This window comes from Paenarthrobacter sp. NPDC057355, assembly GCF_042667405.1.
In the GTDB taxonomy this organism is placed as follows: Bacteria; Actinomycetota; Actinomycetes; order Actinomycetales; family Micrococcaceae; genus Arthrobacter.
The window spans coordinates 60,997-81,770 of record NZ_JBHVAL010000002.1; the positions used below are offsets into that span (position 1 = coordinate 60,997).

Below are 20,774 nucleotides of genomic sequence, written 5' to 3' on the forward strand. Positions count from 1 at the left end.
CTGCCTGGCTACTTGAAGCTGGCCCCAACCAGGCCGCGGGTGGCTGCCACCAGCTTCATGGGATCGGACGATCCGGCGGGCGGGATGTACACGGCCACGGATTCAGCGAAGTTCAACACCATGCCAGTGGTTGTCTCCTTGCCGCCGGCAAAGACAGCGGAGTCATCCTCAAGGATGAGCTTGTCACCTGCCGCCTTCGGGGTTCCTTCAAAGGAGAAGTCCAGGCGTCCCACTACCAAAGCTCCGCCGTCGGCTGTCTTCAGCACAACAGTCTGGTTGGTTACCGGAGTGTGCGTGAATTTGAAGTTGGCGCTGGTTCCGTTCTTGACGGTATCGGCCTGGTAAGCGAGCGCCCCTGCAATGTACGGGGATGACTGGCCGTCGGCGAGCTTGCTCCGGTTGGGTGACTCCGGGTTGGTGAGCATTTCACTCAGGATCTCCAGCGCCTGGTTGCCGCTGTAGGCCAAGCCGTCCTTGTCGCTGGCAGCCACGGGTGTGGTGCCCTTGCGCGGGACCGGGAAGGACGGGAAGTTGGTGCCGGGCTGGAGCGGGGCGGTGCCCCACAGCTTGTAGTTTTCGCGGGGCGAAAGCTGCACGAGGGTCAGGACCTGCGGAACCACGTTTCCCTCACCCTGGGTCAAGGCGTAAACGGTCCTTGGCCAGTCCTTCTTGGTGCTGATAACGCTGCTCTGGAGCTTGGTTGCCCGGACCGGCATGCGCGGTTCGTAAGCCGAGACAGTCGACCGGATCTTGTAGTTCTGCGTCCGGATCTGAAGTTCCATCTTGTCCACGCGCGGGGCGAGCTTGGCTGCATCCTTCGCGGCGTCGGCTGCATCAACGGTGCTGGCTACCTGCTCCAGGATGCGTTGCAGCTGGGATTCGAGCATGACCGGTGTTCCGGCGTCGTCCCCGGCAGCCGCGGACGACGACGCAGAGGGGCTCGCGTCCGGAGACGACGTGGCCTGGGCAGCCACTGCCGTGCCGCCAACCATTACTGCTGCAAGCGCGGCAGCTACCGCAGTGACACGCAGCGCGGGACCCTCGGCTCCCCCGGTACGACGGCGGCCCTCATCACCCGCGGGCGACTGGACAGGCAGCGTTGTGGTTGCGTCGCCGTCGTGCGGGCCATCTCCCTCGCCGTCCTTGCGGCGGCTGCCCAATGCTTTGGCGATGAACGGAAGGGCCGCTCCCACCAGGATGATGATGATGCCCAGAACGATCAGCGGTACGGCCCAGGGCGTGGTCGCTTTGTTCGGGAAGGTCATGGATATCGCTGTCGGTGCGGGCTTGGTACCGTCGGCTGCCACGAGGAGTGACCATTCGCCGTCAGCGGGAGGGTTCCAGGTGTATTCGAAGTCGCCGCTGGCGTCCTCCGTGCTGACCCAGAGATCCGATCCGGCCGGGGACGGAGCTGTTGCTTCACCGTCGGCAGAGGCCACTTCGAGCGACTTCTGGTCTGCGGAGACGCCAGTCAGCGTGGTGTGGGCTGTTTTCCCCACCCAGGCATCGACATCGTCCGGGCGGCCGGTGGCAATGGTGTAGTTGCCCTCGCCCTGGATCTTGATCTTCACTGGTCCGTCATGGAGGTCAATCAGTTTTTGATCGATTACGGTCAGGGGGGAAGCTTTGGTATCGCCGGGAACTGAAGCCGTCACGGTTTCAGCGGGGGCCCAAAAAGTCAGCTGGCCAATGCCGGCCAGCATCGTCAGCAGGCCCAGCAGCACCAGCAAGGCTGCAGTCTTCAAACGCACAGGATCACCTATCATCAGCGGTCGTTGAACTTCAAGGGTAACCGTTTTGTTATCAAGGAGTCAGATCGTGGTGACGGCGGCGACACCCTGAAAAGCCTGCGGTGGCGCCGCCACGGCCCGATTCCGCCCTCCTGATAGTGTGGCGATGATCATGATATCCGGGCAGTAAAGAGCCTGAATTGACCCTGCACCACCAATGAAAAGGCTGTACAACCCCGTGAAAGACCACATGGAGTCCCATTCCGTCGATGAGCCCGGGTCAGCTTCCGGCTCGGCAGCGGTGGATGCCTCGTCGGAAGGGTCTGCCGCCGCTGTTCCTGTACGTACTGGAAGACTTGCCGCCATCAGCCGCCGGCTCAGGCAACCCATTCCGGGTGCCCGCAACCGCGTCCGCTTCGAGATGCCCCCGGAAGATGTCGGCGAAGGTGACCGGGATGGCTTCCGGCCCGAAGACGATCATGGTTTTGGCTCTCCCGGTCCCCGGATGTCATCCCAGCACCCCCTCTATGTCGGCTTCATGGGAACCGCAGGCGTGGGGGTGGCCCTGGCCGTGTTCTACATTGCCAGCAACACCACCCAGCTCATCCTGTGGATCGTGGCGGCCCTCTTCATTGCACTTGGACTCGATCCCGTAGTCCGCTGGCTCGAGGCACACAGGGTGCCGAGGCCTGCGGGCATCCTGATTTCCGTCTCGGCTCTGGTGCTGGCGGTGGCGGGCTTCTTTGCAACCCTGATACCGACCATCGTTGAACAGGTGTCGGAGATCGTTCGGCAAGCTCCGGACTGGATCCGCAACTTCCTCGACTCAGACTTCTTCCGCACCGTGGACAGCCAATTCGGCGTGCGCGACAGGATCACGACAGAGTTGGACAAGTTCGTCAAGGATCCTGAAACCATGGGTGGCATCTTTGGCGGTGTTGTCGGATTCGGTTCCACCGTGGCAAACGGCCTGTTCGGATCGCTGATTGTCCTTGTCCTGAGCCTTTACTTCCTGGCAGCGCTGCCTTCCATGAAGAAGTGGGCTTACCGGCTTGCTCCCCGTTCACGCCGGCCCAGGGTCGAAGCCCTGTCGGAGGCCATCACCGATTCCGTAGGCAACTACGTGATCGGCCAGGCGTGTGTAGCCCTGCTGAACGCTGTCTTCGCCTTCATCGTCATGACCATCCTGGGCATTCCGTTCAGCGTCCTGCTGGCCTTCGTCGTTGCATTGCTGGCCTTCATCCCCCTGGTGGGCGGAATGATCGCGGCAGTCGTCGTCATCCTGGTGGCACTCACAGCAGGCTGGCAGACCGCCGTCATCTACGCGATCGCATATTTCGCCTACCTCCAGTTCGAGGCGTACTTCATCTCGCCGCGCATCATGCAGCGTGCCGTGGCCGTGCCGGGTGCCGTAGCAGTTATCTCCGTCATTGCCGGCGGCAGCCTGCTGGGCGTGCTCGGTGCGCTGATAGCCATCCCGACCGCCGCTGCCATCATGTTGCTGATCAAGGAAGTCTTCATCGTCCGGCAGGACAGGCACTAGGACGTCCTCCCCTCCCTCGCCTACCCCGGGTCAGGCGCTCGCTACGGGTCCCGCCCACCGGCGTGGCAGGCCGTCGACGCCGGCACCTGCGGGAGTTACGTCGTCGACGATTTCGTCAAGGACCCGCGCGGCGTACTTCTCCCCCACCCAGAGGTGCTTCGCGCCGTCGACGCCGACAACCCGGGCCTGCGGGACCAGGCTGAAGCGCTTGGCGGCCTCGTCCGGCTGCAGGTAATCGTCATGTTCCGGGACCAAAACAGTCAACGGTTTGCCGGAAGCAGCCCACTCCTTGAGGTGGACGTCCGTTGCCCGGTGCAGCGGCGGGGACAGGAGCACGGCCCCTTCGATCTGGCTCGCTACCGGCTCCACAGCGCCGTACATCAGTGCAAGCTCGGTTCCAAAAGACCAACCCACCAGCCAGCGGTTGGGCAGGCCCCGCTCGACGGCGAACCGCACAGCTGCCTCGACGTCGTACCGCTCACCGATGCCCTCTTCGAACTCCCCCTCGCTGGTCCCTCGCGGAGATGACGTGCCCCTGGTGTTGAAGCGAAGGACGGCGACGCCGGAGAGCGCGGGAAGCCTGTAGGACGCCTTTCGGTAAACGTGGGAATCCATGAATCCACCGTGGGTCGGCAGGGGGTGGAGGGTAATCAGCGTTGCCGTGACCTCACCTGAATCGGGAAGCGCGAGCTCGCCCAGCAGGACCTTGCCGTCCTCCGTGATGATCTCCACATTTTCGCGTTTCGCTGGAAGGACCGTGGAAGCCCGGATCTCCGAGGGCGTGTCCTGCGGAGTGAAAACGAACGAGGCGGGGTCGAAAGTCATGCTTCCTAGCCTAAGCGCATCAGCGGTAGCGGTACGTCCGCGATGTCCAGCAGTTGGTGTGCCAGTGGCGGCGTTCTGCCAAGCCGGCGGCCTGGCCAAAGAGGTGGTTGTCGGACCACACCACCAAATGCGCGATGCCGGGCAGGATGGCCGTGGAGCAACCCGGGCAGATGTATTGTTTCTCAGCCTTCTTGGCCGTCATGGTGCGGACCATCCAGTCACCGTCCGGAGCGCTCTCCCGACGGGCAATTCCCGCCCGGGCCCGCTCAAGGTCAAGTTCGGGCACCGGTTCGGCCCACTTGCCTCCAGCGTTGCCTGAGCGTGCGCTGGACGCATTGCGGCGAGGACGGTTGGAGCGGGGCATACCTCCATTCTGCCCCAAACCACCGGACCCAGACGGTAATGTGGAGCGGGTGCGACTCGTGATAGCCCGTTGTTCTGTTGATTATGTTGGCCGCCTCAAGGCCCACCTCCCCCTCGCCACCAGACTACTGTTGGTCAAAGCGGACGGCTCTGTGCTGGTGCACTCCGATGGCGGCTCCTACAAGCCGCTGAACTGGATGAGTCCTCCTGCCACTTTGCGGGTGACCTCCCCGGAGGAGACCGACATCGAAGAAGGCGTGGTGGAGCAGTGGACGGTCCAGTCTGCCAAAACCGATGACCGCCTCATCATCAACATCTACGAACAACTCCACGACACCTCCCACGATCTCGGCGTCGACCCCGGCCTGATCAAAGATGGAGTGGAGGCGGACCTTCAGCGTCTTCTGGCCGAGCAGATCGAGACACTGGGCCCCGGCTACTCGCTGATCCGCCGCGAATACTTCACCGCCATCGGCCCCGTGGACATCCTGGCCCGCGACGCCAGCGGCGCCACTGTCGCCGTCGAACTCAAGCGCCGTGGTGACATCGACGGCGTCGAACAGCTCACCCGCTACCTGGAGTTGCTCAACCGCGACCCCCTGCTGGCTCCTGTACGTGGCATTTTCGCAGCACAGCAGATCAAGCCCCAAGCCAAAGTCCTGGCCAATGATCGCGGAATCGACTGTGTCACCTTGGATTATGACGCCATGCGCGGAGTGGATGACAGCGAGTCCCGCCTCTTCTGAGACAGCCACGGGCCAGTGTGCCGCAGGCCACTAGAATCAGATCATGACTGCCCCAACCCACTTTCCTTCCTCGTCCGCGCCAAGCCATCAGATCATCAAAGGAACGCTTGTCAGCGACGGCGAGGTGGTTGAAGACGGCTTGCTGGCAATCGAAGGCGACCGGATTGCCTACGCGGGGCCGGCAGGGGACTTCGACCCCGAAGCCTTTGATGGCTTCGAGGGGGCGATCCGCCTCGGCGTCCCCAGTGGAAGCTACCTGATTCCAGGCCTTGTGGACGTGCACTGCCACGGCGGCAACGGGGGCGATTTCCCAGGTGGTGAAGAGACGTCCGCGCGCAAGGCAGTTGAATTCCTGCACCGCTCAGGAACCACCACCTTCCTCGCCAGCATGGTCACTGCTCCTCGGGAAGACCTCCTCCGAGGCATACAGCTTTACGTGAAGCTGGTGGAAGAAGGACTCGTAGCCGGGATCCATCTTGAGGGACCGTTCCTCTCCCATGCGCGCTGCGGAGCGCAGAATCCGGAGTACCTGCTTGATCCGGATCTTGACCTCATGACCGAATTGGTCGGCGCTGCCGAGGGCAAGCTGGCCACCATGACATACGCACCCGAACTCCCGGGCGCCGCCGCCCTGGTGGACCTCATGACCTCGCATGGCGTAACGCCCTCGTTGGGCCACACCGACTGCGACGACGCTACAGCGGCGGCCTCGCTGGCAGCAGCCCGCGAAGGGCTGGAGTCAGCAGGGTTCGACGGCGTGAGCTCACTTCCGACCGTCACGCACCTTTTCAATGGGATGCCTCCGATGCACCACCGCGCACCTGGGCCCGTCGCCGCCTGCTTGCGCATGGCACAGGAAGGCAAGGCGGTAGTGGAACTCATCGCAGATGGGACACATCTGGCACCCAGCACTGTTGCCACCGTCTTCCAGTTGGTGGGTGCAAGCAACATCGTCCTGGTGACCGACTCCATGGCTGCGGCTGGCCTGTCCGACGGCAATTACATGCTGGGCCCTTCCCCAGTGACCGTCAGCAACGGTGTAGCGACACTGGATGCCACAGGATCGATCGCAGGCGGTACCGACACACTCTTGGATGTTGTCCGCAAAACAGTAGCGGCCGGCGTCGCACTTCCCGATGTCGTTTGTTCCGCAACTGCGGTTCCTGCCGCCGTTCTGGGCCTTTCCGACGAAATAGGCGGGCTTCGACGCGGACTCCGCGCCGACGTCGTTGTAACCAATGAAGACCTGGAGCTGACCGGCGTGATGCGCAATGGGCAATGGCTGTCCTAGGCAGGCACTTCAAGAGAATTCCGGCGGTGCCGCGTTACCTTCTTTTTACCTAAATTTTTCTCGAATTACCCAAAACACCGTTGACCTCCGGCAGAGCACATGAAAGTGTTGTAGCAGTCTTTGTGTAGGTGGTTTTCATGCTCGCAAGACGAGTTGCGAGCGTGAGGCTCCTGCGAATCCAGCCAGGCCATCTGGAAGGAATTCCAGGTCTTCCCGCGGAGTAACAAGGCCGGTACGAAGTGTATCGGACTGAAGTTCCATAATGAGGAGATATACATGGCACTGGGAACCGTAAAGTGGTTCAACGCTGAAAAGGGCTTCGGCTTCATTACCCCGGACGACTCGGATGGGGACGTCTTCGTTCACTACTCCGAGATCCAGACAGGTGGATTCAAGACCCTCGATGAGAACCAGCGCGTTCAGTTCGAGATCGGCCAGGGCGCCAAGGGCCCCCAGGCCACCGGCGTTACCGTCGTCTAGTCTTACCCGTTGATTCTGCGCTGATTCGACATGGCGCAGGAACGACAAACAGCTTGACCCCGGCCTGCGAGCCGGGGTCAAGCTGTTTAAGCTGCGAACAGCGTTTATGCGGTCCGTTCTGTCATATTCCGATTGTGACTGTTACTAAACGTGAAGAAATGCACGCTCATAAAAGGATTGACAATTCAACCAACCAAAGTCCGAAGCAGCCTGGCGGAATGACGAACTGACAACCCCGGGAGGTAAGCGCGGCTGAGGGCGCGCCCCATTGCCGGAAGATGCAGCGGGTCTTGGTAATACATGTACAACGTCCGGTACTCGGGTTGGAATCGCGACTTAAAGGACGCCAGGGACCTAAACCCATAAACAGGTTCCAGGGCCTGGCCCACCACGTCCAGCAGACCTGCCAGGCCTTTGGCTTGCTGTTCGATCTCGCCCTTCTCCTGGGCCAGCGGCGAACCCGAGAGTGATATCACCTCCACGGATTCCCGCAAATGGAGAACAGCTGAGGCAATAAGAAACTCCATCACCCCTGGGAACGCATCCCCACGCCGGCGCATGAAGTCCAGGGTCCAGCTGACCACCGTGCCGTCCTCGAAGACCGGCAGCCAACTGGTCACCCCATGGACGAAGCCGGAGTCATCCACTGCTACGCCGCACAACACCTCGTCATCCATCAGTTCATCCAGGCCACCCAGGGTAAAGCCCATCTCCGGAATCTCTTTCTGGGCTGCCCATTCCTCCGAAACCTCGCTGATCTGGGCACGGATTCCGTGCGGCATCCCGGAGAACGTGCCCCATCGAACTGTGACGCCCATCTTGGCAGCACGGTTCAGAGACGTTCGGACGTTTTGCCACTCCTTGCCCCTGAATTCCAGGCCACGGATGCGCAAGCGCGTCTCCTGGGCGACTGCCACGCGGCGGAAGCCCCGACCCTGCAGCATCGGCCAGAGTTCGTCCGTGCAGGAATACAAGCACGGGATCAACGCATGCTCGGAGCAGTACCCAAGAAAGCCTTCGGCGGTTGCCACATGATGCGCTGCCGGCCCGAAAGGACCCGCCATCGTCAGCGCCACATGCCCGTGCTGCTGGTATGCGATTCCCCCTGCCTGGTGGGGGGCGAACCAGTACTTGTTCGGCTCCCACAGCGCCATCCAGGACAGGGAGTCACCACCGGACTTCACCAGGCTGCGGGCACGCTCACGCGCCTGGTGATCCCTGCCGCCGGTGTGGTGACCGCGAACAAAAAGTATCCATACGCCCACCAACGCCACCAGCCAGAACACGGTGCCGGAGTAGGAGAACAGGAAGACTTCCAGAACATCGCGCTCCGCAAAGACCTTCCGGTAGGAACCCGGAAGCGGAACAGGAAGGTACTGCCGGGCAAGTTCCGCGGCGAGGCCGAGCAGCCCGCCGTCCCTGGACATTCCCCCGGAGGAGAACCAGACAATGCAGTAGCTGATGCCAAGACCTGCGCCCGTCAGGCCGACAAGCCAGAACACCCGGCGTCGGATATGATCCGAGGACACAACCCTGAAATGTCCTCGATAGACAAAAAGAAGTACCGCCAGGACCAAGGGAACCAGTACCAAGGGGATGAGGTGGACTACTGCCGAATTCATCATCCCCACATGCGAACGCCCCTGTGGCCTCGGGATGTTGGCAAAAAGACCAAGATAAATGGCCGAGAGCGCAACCACCACCAACTGCACGCCAATGGCAATCCCCAATGCGAGCCGGCGGCCTCGCCGCATTCCATCGGCACAAATCAAAAGAAGCACCACAGGCACCACGGCAAGCGCCAGGCCGAACGGGCCGGTATAGCCCTGCCGTCCAACCTCCAGGCAAGAAACGTCGATGCTGCCGCCGCAGTTGCTCTCAAGCTGGCCCAGCGTGGGGATTGGATTAAGAATGACGTCCCGCAGCAATGCCAGAGGACCGGATGGACTCTTTGCAGCGGCGGTCACAATGGGGCCTACTGCAAAAATTGCCATCGTCAGCGCCAGCAGATTCCGCACTTCCCTGCCCGTGGACCTGTGCAGACGCAGGTGCCCCTGGCTGCTTTGCATCCACCACCCGGCCGCCAAGCCGATCAACGCTCCCAGGAAGCCCACTACGGTTTCCGCATGGCCCACGTACAGCACCAGGAGCAAGGAAATCGACAGCGCCACTGTCCGCAGGCGTCGTTGCCACAACGTAGGAAGGAGTGCGCTGGCCGCCAAACACGTCGACAGGATTGCTGCGTAGGGCCCTATCAAGCGGGTTTCGGCCATCCGGGCCAGCCAGCCGTCGTCGGAAGCTTGCGCCACCTGGGTAACCAGCAGAAAGGCCGAAACGGCCGCAAACTGACTTCCGAACAGGACCGCAGCTGTCTTCAAGGACCCGAAGCGCCGCTCCGCAAGGCCCAGGAGAAACAAGATCATCAACACTGCGGTGACATATGCCAAGGGGTTGGTGGTGAAGAACAGCGACGTCCAAATCGACCACCAATCCCCCGATTTGAGGCCTGCCAGGCTGACACCAGCCACCCTCAGCCAACCATCGGGAGGGCCCGCGACAAAGCTCCCCGAGATGATCGACATGGCAACGAACAACCCCAGCACGCCGACTGTGAAGGGCGTGGCCCTTACGTGTTCTCCGGCTTGCCTTAATACCGGCAGGACGACGCCCTTGAGAGCAAGGCTCACTTGGGAAGCCCCCATCGACCAGCAAGGAAATCGAGGCCCGCCGGCATTCCCTTCACCACAGCATCCCAGGAGTGGCCGGCCTTCCGGATCGTGTGCTCTTCGGTCTGGAAGCCCGCGTTCCTGGCGGCTTCGCCGAGCTCATGCATGTAGCTAATGAACTCGTTGTCCGTTTCACCAGCCGCGAAATAGACACTGCTGCCGGCATAATTGCGGTCCCGCATCAACACCAGTGGCGTCCTTGATTCGAAAGCGGCGACATCCCCTTCGAACGAGTCCCCAATGGTCTTGTTTCTGTCTTTGGCCAGGGCAGGTTCCCGTTCCGCCGAAAAGGCGAGCACCGAAGAGTAGATGTCAGGGTGTGCAGTTCCCATCTGCAGGGCACACGTACCCCCGAAGGAGAATCCACCCACAGCCCACTGTTTGTGATCGGTTGAAACGTCCAGGGTGTCGGAGATCCACGCGGGAACATCCTGGGAAAGGTAGGTATCAGCCGGGGCGATCCGGCTGTCCATGCACAAAGTGTTGGCACTGCCGGATCCATTCGGATCAACTACCACAGTGACTGGCGCAAGACCTCCGTGGGCCTCAGCGAAGCGGTCCATTTGTGCGCGGAGTTGTCCTCCGGTCAACCAGTCAGCGGGAGCTCCAGGCTGCCCGGCGAAAAGCACCAGCACCGGCAGACTCGGCCGGAGCTCAGTCTGGTAGGCAGGGGGGAAGTAGACGAACGCATCCCGGGCGCTGAATCCGGATACAGTCCCGGGGATCGCTGCTTTGCGCAAAATGCCATGGGAAGGCATGGAATCGGGAGCTTTCCACGCCGATGGCAGGGGTCCGGGCGTGGGGTTTGCAGAGCGTTTGAGGCTCTGCTCAAGCGGCTGGATTCGTGCAACAGCCGTGCCCAGCAGGTCAGCTACGGTGTTGTTCAGTCCGAAGTACAGGTTTACCTGGACGACACTCAGCAGGATGACGCCCAGCATGGCCATAACACCAAGTACCCGCCCTTTGGCTGGAGTTCGGGGCAAGCGTGCAATGCAGAGCAGGATGGCCGCAACCGCCGGGACAGACCATGCCACGGTCTCGAACGGGAGGTTCTCCGAGAAGACGGCCATGAGGTCCACCAGGATCCAGTGCACCAGGGCAACCACGGCAATGGCTACCAGCACGGTGCCTGCTACCACTAGTAACCAGGACAGTCGTCGTCGCCAAATCAGGTACGCTCCCCCAACGATCCCGCAGGCAATACTGAACCAAAGGAACGGTCCAGCCACGAGGCTGACATCCAAAAGGAAGTCCATAACGCCTAACGCCAGGTACCGACGCCGATAACCGGGCCGGCCTCAAGCCAGGAGGAGAGCCCCGCGTAGGCATCGAAGTTCATGGCCAGCATAAACTTTCTGTCTTCGTATTGCAGTTCAACCACCACGACGCCGGGCTGCACCCTGACCAACTCTTCCTCTGTCGGTTGGCGGCGGCCCAGCAATTCCAGCGAGCTGCGTTTGAACTTGTACTTGGGAACAACGCTCAGGGACATCAGGCGAAACCACTCAAGATCATTGTCCTGATAACGACAAACCCCCATCTGCCAGCTGTTTCCAGCCGTGCAAATGGAGGCGTCGATCGTGCCGAGGGCGCGCCGCAGATTGAAACGGCGCACCCCCAGAAGGCACAGTGAAATGATCAGCAACGTGAACGCTGTTGCCAAGGCGATGAACGGAATAAGGGAATCGTCCATCAAGGTCGTGCTATCGGATCCCCGCTGTAGCCGCTTCGCCCAATTTGGCGTTGTCAGCAACAATGACCACGCGATCGTTGTCCACGGAGAAGAATCCACCATCAACAACTACTGCAATCCGGTCACCGGAAACCGGCTGGATTGCCAGCTCGCCTTCGGCCATGATGGCCAACAGGGGCGAGTGGCCCGGCAGGATTCCGATTTCACCATCGCTGGTGCGGGCCTTCACCATCTTGGCCGCTCCGGACCACACGAAGTGGTCCGCCGCGACAATCTCAACCTCGAGCTCAGCCATATTACTTGGTCTGTTCCTGGATCTTGGCCCAGTTGCGCTCGACGTCATCCAGGCCGCCGACGTTGAAGAACGCCTGCTCTGCGATGTGGTCCAGCTCGCCGTCGCAGATAGCGGTGAAGCCTTCAACGGTGTCCTTGATGGACACGGTGGAACCTTCGACGCCGGTGAACTGCTTTGCGGTGTAGGTGTTCTGGGAAAGGAACTGCTGGATACGACGTGCGCGCGACACGACGATCTTGTCCTCTTCAGAAAGTTCGTCAACACCGAGGATGGCGATGATGTCCTGGAGTTCCTTGTTCTTCTGCAGGATCTGCTTAACACGGACAGCCGTGTTGTAGTGGTCCTTGCCGATGTACTGGGGGTCCAGGATACGGGAGGTCGACGTCAGCGGGTCAACGGCCGGGTACAGACCACGGGAGGCGATTTCACGGGAAAGTTCCGTGGTCGCGTCGAGGTGTGCGAAGGTCGTGGCCGGAGCCGGGTCGGTGTAGTCATCAGCAGGCACGTAGATGGCCTGCATCGACGTGATGGAGTGACCCTTGGTGGAGGTGATGCGCTCCTGGAGCAGACCCATCTCGTCAGCCAGGTTGGGCTGGTAGCCCACGGCGGACGGCATACGGCCGAGCAGCGTGGAAACTTCCGAACCTGCCTGCGTGAAGCGGAAGATGTTGTCGATGAAGAGCAGCACGTCCTGGTTCTGGACATCGCGGAAGTACTCCGCCATGGTCAGTGCGGACAGTGCCACGCGCAGACGCGTTCCCGGCGGCTCATCCATCTGGCCGAAGACAAGGGCGGTGTCCTTCAGAACGCCGGCCTCTTCCATTTCAACCCAGAGGTCGTTACCTTCACGGGTACGCTCGCCAACACCGGCGAATACAGAAGTACCACCGAAGTTACGGGCAACACGGGTGATCATTTCCTGGATCAGAACGGTCTTGCCCACGCCGGCGCCGCCGAAGAGGCCGATCTTTCCACCCTTGATGTAGGGGGTGAGAAGGTCGATGACCTTGATGCCGGTCTCGAGCATCTCCGTGGAGCCCTCGAGGGAAGCAAAGTTCGGAGCCTTGCGGTGGATGGGCCAGTAGGCGTCAGCCTTGATCTCGGACTCTTCGACGTCCAGCGGCTTGCCGAGGACGTTGAAGATGTGGCCCTTGACGCCGTCGCCAACGGGCACGGAGATCGGAGCTCCGGTGTCCTGCACCGTGGTGCCGCGGACAAGTCCGTCAGTAGCCTGCAGGGAGATGGCGCGGACGAGGTTGTCACCCAGGTGCTGGGAGGTCTCGAACGTGATGGTCTTGGTCTGGCCATTGAGGGTGATCTCAGTGGTCAGTGCGTTGTAAATCGAGGGGATTGCGTCAGCCGGGAATTCGACGTCGACAACCGGACCAATAACACGGGCAATGCGGCCGGTGGCACCGGCCGTTGCTACGTGTTCGGTAGCAGTGGCAGTCATCTCTCTCACTTCACTCAGTAGATGGCGTGGGGTTAAGTTTATCTGTTTATTGCAGGTGCGGCTTGGAACCGACTCCGGTGCAGGCTAGGACGCGAGTGCGTCAGCGCCGGCAACGATTTCGGAAAGCTCCTGCGTAATCTCGGCCTGGCGGGCCGTGTTGCGAAGGCGCGTGTACTTCTTGATCAGTTCCGTAGCGTTGTCACCGGCCGACTTCATGGCACGCTGGCGTGCTGCGAGCTCGGAAGCAGCAGCCTGCAGCATCGCCGCGAAGATGCGGGACTCAATGTAACGCGGAAGCAGGGCGTCGAGGACCTGCTCCGTTTCCGGTTCGAATTCGTACAACGGCAGCAGCTCGGTTTCCGAGGCTGCTTCCTCTTCGACGACCTCGAGCGGGAGCAAACGGATCACCGTGGGCTCCTGCGTCACCATCGACTTGAAGCGGGTGTAAACAACATGGATTTCATCCACGCCACCCTCTTCGTAATCGGTGGAGAAGTCTTCAAGAAGAGCAGCTCCGACTTCCTGCGCGGTTTCGAATTCCGGTGCATCCGTGCCGCCGGTCCATACGCGGGCGTAGGACCGGTTGCGGAAATCGAAGTACGCCTGCGCCTTGCGGCCAACAAGGTACGCCTTGACTTCCTTGCCTTCTGCGTGAAGAAGCTCGGTGAGACCTTCAGCCTGCTTGAGCACACTGGCCGAGTAGGATCCTGCGAGGCCGCGGTCCGATGTGATGATCAGGACTGCGGCGCGACGGATCTGCTCCGGCTCGGTGGTCAGCGGGTGGTCGATTTCGCTCTGAGTTGCGACAGCAGAAACGGCGCGGGTAATCGCGTTCGCGTAGGGCAGTGAAGCTGCTACGCGGGCGCGGGCCTTACCAATGCGCGAGGTAGCGATCAGTTCCATCGCCTTGAAGATCTTGCGCATCGACGTCGTCGAGCTGATCTTCTGACGGTAGACCCGAATCTGGGCTCCCATACTTATCCTTTCCTAAGTTCCCGATGTGCTGCCCTGCCGGGGCCCTTGCGGACCCCGGCAGGGCAGGTTTTCGGAACTAGCGCTTCTGCTTGACGATCTTTTCCTGGTCGACGTCGCCGCCGGAGATCGCTGCGTGCTCTTCGTGGCCGGCTCCAACCAAACGGTTGTCGCCTTCGCCGAAGAAGCCCTTCTTGAAGGAAACGATGGCTTCCTTCAAGGCCGCAACGGTGTCGTCATCCAGGACGTTGGTCTGTGCCAGCGTGGTCAGGATGGAGGACTTGTGCGTGAGGTGCTCCAGGAACTCGGACTCGAAGCGGTTGATGTCCTCAACCGGAACGTCGTCCAGGTAACCGTTGGTGCCGGCCCAGATGGATACAACCTGGTTCTCGACCGGGAACGGCGAGTACTGGCCCTGCTTCAGCAGTTCCATCAGGCGCGCGCCACGGGTCAGCTGCTGACGGGAAGCAGCATCGAGGTCGGAAGCGAACATGGCGAAGGCCTGCATGTCGCGGTACTGGGCCAGGTCCAGCTTCAAGGTACCGGAGACCTTCTTCATGGACTTGACCTGTGCAGCACCACCAACGCGGGAGACGGACACACCAACGTCAACAGCGGGGCGCTGGTTGGCGTTGAAGAGGTCCGACTGGAGGAAGATCTGGCCATCGGTAATGGAGATCACGTTGGTCGGGATGTAGGCGGAAACGTCGTTTGCCTTGGTCTCGACGATCGGCAGACCGGTCATCGAACCTGCACCGAGCTCGTCGGAGAGCTTGGCACAACGCTCCAGCAGGCGGGAGTGCAAGTAGAAGACGTCACCCGGGTACGCTTCGCGTCCCGGCGGACGGCGCAGCAACAGGGACACGGCGCGGTAGGCTTCAGCCTGCTTGGACAGGTCATCGAAGATCACCAGAACGTGCTTGCCGCCGTACATCCAGTGCTGGCCGATGGCCGAACCGGCGTACGGTGCGAGGTACTTGAAGCCGGCGGGGTCAGAAGCCGGGGACGCCACGATGGTGGTGTACTCCAGTGCGCCGTGGTCCTCAAGGGTCTGACGGACGGCTGCGATGGTGGAAGCCTTCTGGCCAACACCGACGTAGACGCAACGTACCTGCTTGGTGACATCTCCCGAAGCCCAGTTGGCCTTCTGGTTGATGATGGTGTCGACGGCGATTGCCGTCTTACCGGTCTGACGGTCACCAATGATCAGCTGACGCTGGCCACGGCCGATCGGGATCATGGCGTCGATAGCCTTGAGGCCGGTCTGCATCGGTTCGTGGACCGACTTGCGTTCGGTAACGCCCGGAGCCTGGAGTTCCAGTGCACGGGTGGTTTCGGCCTTGATCTCGCCAAGGTCGTCGATGGGCTGGCCCAGGGGGTCAACAACGCGACCCAGGAAGGCGTCGCCCACCGGAACGGACAGGATCTCACCGGTGCGGTGAACTTCCTGGCCTTCTTCAATACCGGTGAAGTCACCGAGGATAATGACACCGATCTCGCGGACGTCAAGGTTCTGGGCAAGGCCCAGCGTGCCATCTTCGAAGCGAAGCAGCTCGTTCGCCATGACCGAGGGAAGACCCTCAACACGGGCGATGCCGTCACTTGCGGTGGTCACACGACCAACCTCTACGCGCTCTGCGTTACCGGGTTCGTAGGACGCCGCGAACTCGTTCAACGCATTACGGACGTCGTCGGCGTTGATGGTCAATTCGGCCATCTGCAGTCCCTGCTCTCCTGTTTCGTGATCATCGTTGCTCACGATGACCGGGTTTTATATCAGTTAAGTTGTGCTGTGTCTTCGCTAGCCGGCAAGCTGACGGCGGAGCTCGGTCAGGCGGGCGATAACCGAAGCATCGAGTACTTCGTCACCTACCTGGACGCGGATTCCACCGATCAATGCCGGGTCAACGTTGACATTGACCTTCAGCTCGCGACCGTACAGGGCGTCAAGCCCGGCCTGCAGACGGCTGGCCTGCGTTTCCGTCAACGGACGGGTAACGCTGACAGTTGCAATCCAGCGCTGCTGACGCTTGGCTGCAAGCTTGGCGAATGACTCGACGAGCTTGCTCGGCTTGACACCGCGCGGCTGCGTCACTGCCTGGCTGATGAGAATCTTGGCTTCCTCGCTGATGCCAGGAACCAGTTTCTCGGCCAGTGCAATCTTCGCCGCAGGGGACGCCTGCGGCTCGGACAAAGCACGTTGTACTTCGTGGCTGGAGGCGACGGCCTGATTGAAGGCAAACAGGTCGTTTTCCAGCTCTTCCAGCCCCGTGATACCGGAGGCAGAAACGGCCGACTTGTTTTCAGCTACGGCAATGACCACCGTTGCGGCAAGCGTCTCGAGTGCATCGCCGATATCGCGTGCCGAAGCCCAGCGTGAGCTGGCCAATCCGCCCGCAATTTCAGCTGCATCAGCGGAGACTTTCCCGCCAACCAGCTGCTTGACCAGCGCCGACTTCTCGTCTCCGGTACGGGACGGGTCAGTCAGGGCGCGGCGCAAGCCAGCCGAGCTGTCCACCGTTCCCAGGATTCCGAAGAGGTCCTTAGCCAACTGCAGCGAGGCCAGAGGAAGCTTGGCTTCCAGCTGCGCCAGTGCTGTGGTCAGCGATTCGCTCGATATACCTGCCATTACTTAGCTGCACCTGCGCTCTGGGTCTCCAGATCTGCCAGGAAACGGTCAACAACGCGGGCAGCGCGCTCGTCGTCGGTGAGTGCCTCGCCAACGATGCGGCCAGCCAGCGTGGTGGCCAGGGTACCGACCTCGGAACGAAGCGAGACAACAGCTGCCTGGCGCTCCGATTCGATGGCGGCATGTGCCTGCTCGGTGATGCGTGCAGACTCGGCTGCAGCCTTTGCCTTCAGGTCCGCGAGGATCTGGGCGCCTTCGGCGCGTGCTTCTTCACGGATGCGGTTGGCTTCGGCACGGGCATCGGTGAGCTGCTGCTTGTACTCTTCAAGAGCCGCAGAAGCTTCTGCCTGAGCCGCTTCGGCCTTTGCAATGCCACCTTCGATTGCTTCGGCACGCTCTGCGAAGGTCTTCTCGAACATCGGGACAACAAACTTGACCACGATGTACATGAGGACCGCAAAGCCGACGAGGACAACGCCCATTTCCCAAATATTGGGAACAAGCGGGTTCGCGGCCGCTTCGCCTTCAGTGGCGGCTGAGATGATCAGCTGATTCATATTTCACCCGTCCTATCTACTCGTGCTTGGATTCGCTTGGTTCTTAGGACTAGGAAAGAACGAAAGCGAAGACCAGGCCGAGGATGGCAAGAGCTTCAGTCAGTGCCAGACCAAGGAACGCGATCGGCTGCAGCACGCGCTGAGCTTCCGGCTGACGTGCAACACCGTTGATGTAAGCGGCGAACACGAGACCCACACCGATACCACCGCCGATGGCCGAAAGACCGTAGCCGATGAGGTTGAGGGAGCCGTTGATGGTGCCTTCCATTTTTTCTTCCTTTCAAGATGCCGCCCGTGCGGCAGGTTGTTTGGGTTGCTTCATCCCCGCGAGGGGAAGTGTTGGGAGCCTTAGTGGCTGTCGGCGTGCAGGGCGCCTTCGATGTAGATCGCGGTCAGCAGGGTGAACACGTATGCCTGCAGCGCCATGATCAGTGCTTCAAGCATGTACATGGCGATGGCGCCTACGAGGACCAGGACCGATGCGCCCTTGAGCAGAACGTTCTCCTGCATGACCAGGAACTCGATGCCGGAACCGGCGAGCATCACGATCAAGTGGCCGGCCAGCATGGTCGCGAACAGACGGAGGCTGTGCGTGACGGGGCGGACCAGGAAGTTGGAAATGATTTCGATCGGAACAACGATCGGGAGGATGTACCACGGCACGCCGGACGGAACCGTTGCGAGCTTGAAGTACTTGAGGCCGTTCTTCTTCAGACCGATCGCGATCCAGGTGACGTACACGATGCCTGCCATCACGTAGGCGCCGCCTACATGGGAGAAGCTCGGGAGCTGGATCAGCGGGATGGCACCGTAGATGTTGTTCACCAGAATGAAGAAGAACAGGCTGAACAACAGCGGAACGTACTTGATGAAGTCCTTGCCGCCGATGATGTCCTTGGCGATGCTGTTACGGACAAAGCCATAGGCCATCTCACCGGCGAACTGCAGCTTGCCGGGAACCAGCTGCTGCTTGCGTGCAGCGAGGATGAAGAATGTAGCGATAATGACGACCGAAAGGATCACCAGCAGCATCTGCTTGGAGAATCCGTCGTGCGCACCCCAAGGCAGGATTGCCGGCAGGTGCATTTCGTCGATTCCGGGTGGGGTGAAGGACCCCGAATCCTGGGCGGGGAGCGCAAGCGCGATCAACGCGTTTCCTCTCTGCTGTGTCCATCATTGGGCATTGGTTGAAATCCGGAAGCGCTGAACGCATCCACATTCCTTGTGAAATTATTTGGCATTACTGTCCCCGTCCGTGGACGGACCGCTGTCTGCGTTGCTCTCGCCAGAAGAGGAGCTTTGCCTGGTGAGGCCGTGCATATGGGAAAGATAGAACCCTCCTGCGGCTCCCAGCAGAGCGCCAAGGAGCACAATCCAGCGGGTCCCCCACAGATTATCCAGACCCCAGCCTATCAAACTCCAGACAATGATCCCGCCAATGATGTAGCTGAAGACTGCGATGCCGGCGTTGTAACCGCCGTCGTTTCCGGCTTCAGCGGGCTCATTGCGGTTGGCAGGTTGCTGAGCACCGAGGGACTGGCGCGAATAGCGCTTACGCGGAGACATCCGGACCACCCTTCGGCTCGGAAGGATCGTTGTAGATCTGGAGGCGCGCTTTGCTGAAACCGTAGATTTCAGCGGCTTGCCAGAAGACCACCGTGACGACTGCCCCGATGAGGAACCAGCGGGCATGCAGCCACTCCGGTGCTCCGAGCACGAACAGCACTACGGCGAAGCCAACGACCTTGATGAAGTATGTAGCCACAAAGAGGCCGACTGCGCCGGAGGGGTTGTTCCGGCCGACAAAGTGGCCGATCAGGAGGCTGATTCCAAAGAAGAGCATGACCAACGCGGCACCGAACGCGGCCGAGAGCGCGCCTTGCCCGCCGTTCATGAAGGCAGCGATCACGCAGGTAAGCGCCGTTGCAGCAGCAGCCGCGGCAGCGCTGAGGGCAAGCAGCCTTAGCCACAGAGAGGACTGGCCTCCCAAAGATCCAACAACACGTTTACCGGACGGGCGTCCGGAATCGGCGTTGGATGTCATGGGGATACCAATCCTCGTGGCACAGGTGCCAAATTCTCAAAGTGGGGTTACGGGCGAGTGACTGTCCGCAGTAAGAATTCTACATGAGATAGAACTGTGACGATAACCGGCTGTCATCTACTGTTCCCGTGGTCCTGAAGTTTTCCGCGTGAAGTATGGCCAGGCGGTTACCGCAGCCATGACCAGCGCGGCCGCGATGACCACAATCAGCACTACTTGCCAGGGGAAGACGGCGAAAGCGACGCCGCCGAAGGCCAGGATGCACGTCCAGACATACAACATCACGACGGCGGTGCGGTGCGAGTATCCGAGGTCCACCAGCTTGTGGTGGAGGTGCCCACGGTCAGCAGACCAGGGAGACTGGCCCCGCGCGGTCCGCCGGACGACGGCCATGCCCAAATCCAGAAGCGGTAGGGACAGCACAGCGAAGGGCAGCAGAATAGGAACGATGGTCGGGATGCCGTTGGCACGGTCGTAGAGTCCTGAACCGATTTGTCCTGTCGCTACGACACCTGCCGAGGCCATGAGCAATCCGATCAGCATTGCCCCTGAGTCTCCCATGAAGATCTTCGCGGGGAACCAGTTATGGGGCAGGAAGCCAATGCAGCTGCCCCCGAGGATGGCCATCAGGAGGGTTGCGAGGTCCGAGTTATCGGTGGACGGGTTGTTGCGGTGGACCCAGTAGGCAGTGAGGAAGAAGGCTCCCCCACCGATAATGGCCACCCCGGCCGCCAGACCGTCCAGGCCGTCGATGAAATTCACGGCATTCATGGTGGTCACGATCAACCCCGCCGTGAGCACGATCTGGACTACTTCAGAGTCAAGAACGATGGGCTCCGGGATGAACGGCACGACGGACATCCGCACGCCCCAGATCGCCACGATGAAGGCCGCTGTCCCCTGACCGAGGAGTTTGATCCACCACCGGATATCCAGGATGTCGTCGGCAACCCCCACCGCAACAATGACCACAGCACCGGCCAGTATGCCCCACGGGGCATCGTTATGCCTGAAGATGTCCTTCACAAAGAAGGAATTGGACGCCACGACGAGCGCAGCAAAAAAGCCCACGAAGATGCCCAATCCCCCGAGTTTGGAGATCAGGGCGGAGTGCATATCGCGGCTTCGGATGGGTTGGTACAGGCGAAGCTTGTTTCCAAGCACGCGCGCTCCCCACGTCCCGCCGTATGCCACTACGGCGGCCGTCAGCGCCATCAGCAGATACATGATCATGGGGCGACTCCCTGGACCGGCCGCTTGGCCGACGCCGGCACCGGAGCCGGTGCACGCCGCCCGGGCGCTGCAATGAGGGGCAACTCAGGGCAGCTCAGGGTGTGGAATTCTGTCAGTGGATAAATGGAACTACTCCGTCGCCATGCCTGCACCGGCTGTGCCAAATGATGCGGGATTTTTCGTGGACTCTAGTC

The 20,774-nt window shown here is 61.0% G+C and carries 21 protein-coding genes; 4 read left to right on the top strand and 17 right to left on the bottom strand.

Annotated features, from left to right (window positions below):
* Positions 1 to 8 precede the first annotated feature (8 nt).
* Complete coding sequence (locus ACFUOZ_RS04225) at positions 9 to 1,766, bottom strand: hypothetical protein (protein WP_377545096.1); 1,758 nt, start codon at positions 1,764 to 1,766, stop codon at positions 9 to 11.
* Between the two features lie 202 nt (positions 1,767 to 1,968).
* Here ACFUOZ_RS04225 and ACFUOZ_RS04230 point away from each other — a divergent pair, with 202 nt between their 5' ends.
* A complete protein-coding gene (locus ACFUOZ_RS04230; protein ID WP_377545098.1) occupies positions 1,969 to 3,273 on the top strand; it encodes an AI-2E family transporter in 1,305 nt (434 codons plus the stop codon).
* A gap of 30 nt (positions 3,274 to 3,303) precedes the next feature.
* Here the strand turns inward: ACFUOZ_RS04230 and ACFUOZ_RS04235 are convergent, their stop codons facing one another.
* Positions 3,304 to 4,098, bottom strand: coding sequence for an alpha/beta hydrolase (locus ACFUOZ_RS04235; RefSeq protein WP_377545100.1), 795 nt, complete (start codon positions 4,096 to 4,098; stop codon positions 3,304 to 3,306).
* Positions 4,099 to 4,117: 19 nt separating this feature from the next.
* Complete coding sequence (locus tag ACFUOZ_RS04240; RefSeq protein ID WP_377545102.1) at positions 4,118 to 4,462, bottom strand: ATP/GTP-binding protein; 345 nt, start codon at positions 4,460 to 4,462, stop codon at positions 4,118 to 4,120.
* 49 nt (positions 4,463 to 4,511) lie between these two features.
* Here ACFUOZ_RS04240 and nucS point away from each other — a divergent pair, with 49 nt between their 5' ends.
* From nucS to ACFUOZ_RS04255, 3 genes are all read left to right on the top strand, one after another.
* On the top strand, positions 4,512 to 5,207 hold the full coding sequence (gene nucS, locus ACFUOZ_RS04245) for an endonuclease NucS (RefSeq protein WP_377545104.1): 696 nt from the start codon (positions 4,512 to 4,514) through the stop codon (positions 5,205 to 5,207).
* A 43-nt stretch (positions 5,208 to 5,250) separates the two neighbouring features.
* Positions 5,251 to 6,498 carry an N-acetylglucosamine-6-phosphate deacetylase gene (locus tag ACFUOZ_RS04250; RefSeq protein ID WP_377545106.1) on the top strand — a complete coding sequence of 416 codons (1,248 nt, stop codon included), beginning with the start codon at positions 5,251 to 5,253 and terminating at the stop codon, positions 6,496 to 6,498.
* Between the two features lie 276 nt (positions 6,499 to 6,774).
* Positions 6,775 to 6,978, top strand: coding sequence for a cold-shock protein (locus ACFUOZ_RS04255; RefSeq protein ID WP_018776337.1), 204 nt, complete (start codon positions 6,775 to 6,777; stop codon positions 6,976 to 6,978).
* A 185-nt stretch (positions 6,979 to 7,163) separates the two neighbouring features.
* On the opposite strand, the gene ACFUOZ_RS04260 is transcribed toward ACFUOZ_RS04255, so the two are convergent.
* From ACFUOZ_RS04260 to ACFUOZ_RS04325, 14 genes are all read right to left on the bottom strand, one after another.
* Positions 7,164 to 9,680, bottom strand: coding sequence for a bifunctional lysylphosphatidylglycerol flippase/synthetase MprF (locus ACFUOZ_RS04260; protein ID WP_377545109.1), 2,517 nt, complete (start codon positions 9,678 to 9,680; stop codon positions 7,164 to 7,166).
* Entirely contained in the window at positions 9,662 to 10,960 is a 1,299-nt protein-coding gene (locus ACFUOZ_RS04265; RefSeq protein WP_377545111.1) for an alpha/beta hydrolase, read from the bottom strand. The genes ACFUOZ_RS04260 and ACFUOZ_RS04265 overlap by 19 nt, the downstream gene beginning before the upstream one ends.
* 5 nt (positions 10,961 to 10,965) lie before the next feature.
* The gene (locus ACFUOZ_RS04270) at positions 10,966 to 11,397 is read right to left on the bottom strand and encodes a DUF2550 domain-containing protein (protein ID WP_377545113.1); all 432 of its coding nucleotides are present in this window, start codon (positions 11,395 to 11,397) and stop codon (positions 10,966 to 10,968) included.
* Positions 11,398 to 11,407: 10 nt separating this feature from the next.
* On the bottom strand, positions 11,408 to 11,692 hold the full coding sequence (locus ACFUOZ_RS04275) for a F0F1 ATP synthase subunit epsilon (protein WP_018776341.1): 285 nt from the start codon (positions 11,690 to 11,692) through the stop codon (positions 11,408 to 11,410).
* Between the two features lies 1 nt (position 11,693).
* Positions 11,694 to 13,145 (bottom strand): F0F1 ATP synthase subunit beta, encoded by a 1,452-nt coding sequence (gene atpD, locus ACFUOZ_RS04280; protein ID WP_144659871.1) that lies wholly within the window; start codon positions 13,143 to 13,145, stop codon positions 11,694 to 11,696.
* An 84-nt stretch (positions 13,146 to 13,229) separates the two neighbouring features.
* A complete protein-coding gene (locus ACFUOZ_RS04285) occupies positions 13,230 to 14,120 on the bottom strand; it encodes a F0F1 ATP synthase subunit gamma (protein ID WP_262275353.1) in 891 nt (296 codons plus the stop codon).
* A 76-nt stretch (positions 14,121 to 14,196) separates the two neighbouring features.
* Positions 14,197 to 15,834 (bottom strand): F0F1 ATP synthase subunit alpha, encoded by a 1,638-nt coding sequence (gene atpA / locus ACFUOZ_RS04290; protein ID WP_377545539.1) that lies wholly within the window; start codon positions 15,832 to 15,834, stop codon positions 14,197 to 14,199.
* Positions 15,835 to 15,918: 84 nt separating this feature from the next.
* On the bottom strand, positions 15,919 to 16,746 hold the full coding sequence (locus ACFUOZ_RS04295) for a F0F1 ATP synthase subunit delta (RefSeq protein ID WP_144659869.1): 828 nt from the start codon (positions 16,744 to 16,746) through the stop codon (positions 15,919 to 15,921).
* Positions 16,746 to 17,303, bottom strand: coding sequence for a F0F1 ATP synthase subunit B (locus tag ACFUOZ_RS04300; protein ID WP_262275355.1), 558 nt, complete (start codon positions 17,301 to 17,303; stop codon positions 16,746 to 16,748). The genes ACFUOZ_RS04295 and ACFUOZ_RS04300 overlap by 1 nt, the downstream gene beginning before the upstream one ends.
* A 49-nt stretch (positions 17,304 to 17,352) precedes the next feature.
* Entirely contained in the window at positions 17,353 to 17,571 is a 219-nt protein-coding gene (gene atpE / locus ACFUOZ_RS04305; protein WP_011775261.1) for an ATP synthase F0 subunit C, read from the bottom strand.
* An 80-nt stretch (positions 17,572 to 17,651) separates the two neighbouring features.
* A complete protein-coding gene (gene atpB / locus ACFUOZ_RS04310) occupies positions 17,652 to 18,452 on the bottom strand; it encodes a F0F1 ATP synthase subunit A (RefSeq protein WP_144659867.1) in 801 nt (266 codons plus the stop codon).
* 81 nt (positions 18,453 to 18,533) lie between these two features.
* Positions 18,534 to 18,869 (bottom strand): hypothetical protein, encoded by a 336-nt coding sequence (locus ACFUOZ_RS04315; RefSeq protein ID WP_377545117.1) that lies wholly within the window; start codon positions 18,867 to 18,869, stop codon positions 18,534 to 18,536.
* Complete coding sequence (locus ACFUOZ_RS04320) at positions 18,856 to 19,347, bottom strand: hypothetical protein (RefSeq protein ID WP_377545119.1); 492 nt, start codon at positions 19,345 to 19,347, stop codon at positions 18,856 to 18,858. Before ACFUOZ_RS04320 ends, ACFUOZ_RS04315 begins: the two co-directional genes overlap by 14 nt.
* A gap of 117 nt (positions 19,348 to 19,464) precedes the next feature.
* Positions 19,465 to 20,580, bottom strand: coding sequence for an MraY family glycosyltransferase (locus ACFUOZ_RS04325; protein WP_377545121.1), 1,116 nt, complete (start codon positions 20,578 to 20,580; stop codon positions 19,465 to 19,467).
* Between the last annotated feature and the right edge of the window lie 194 nt (positions 20,581 to 20,774).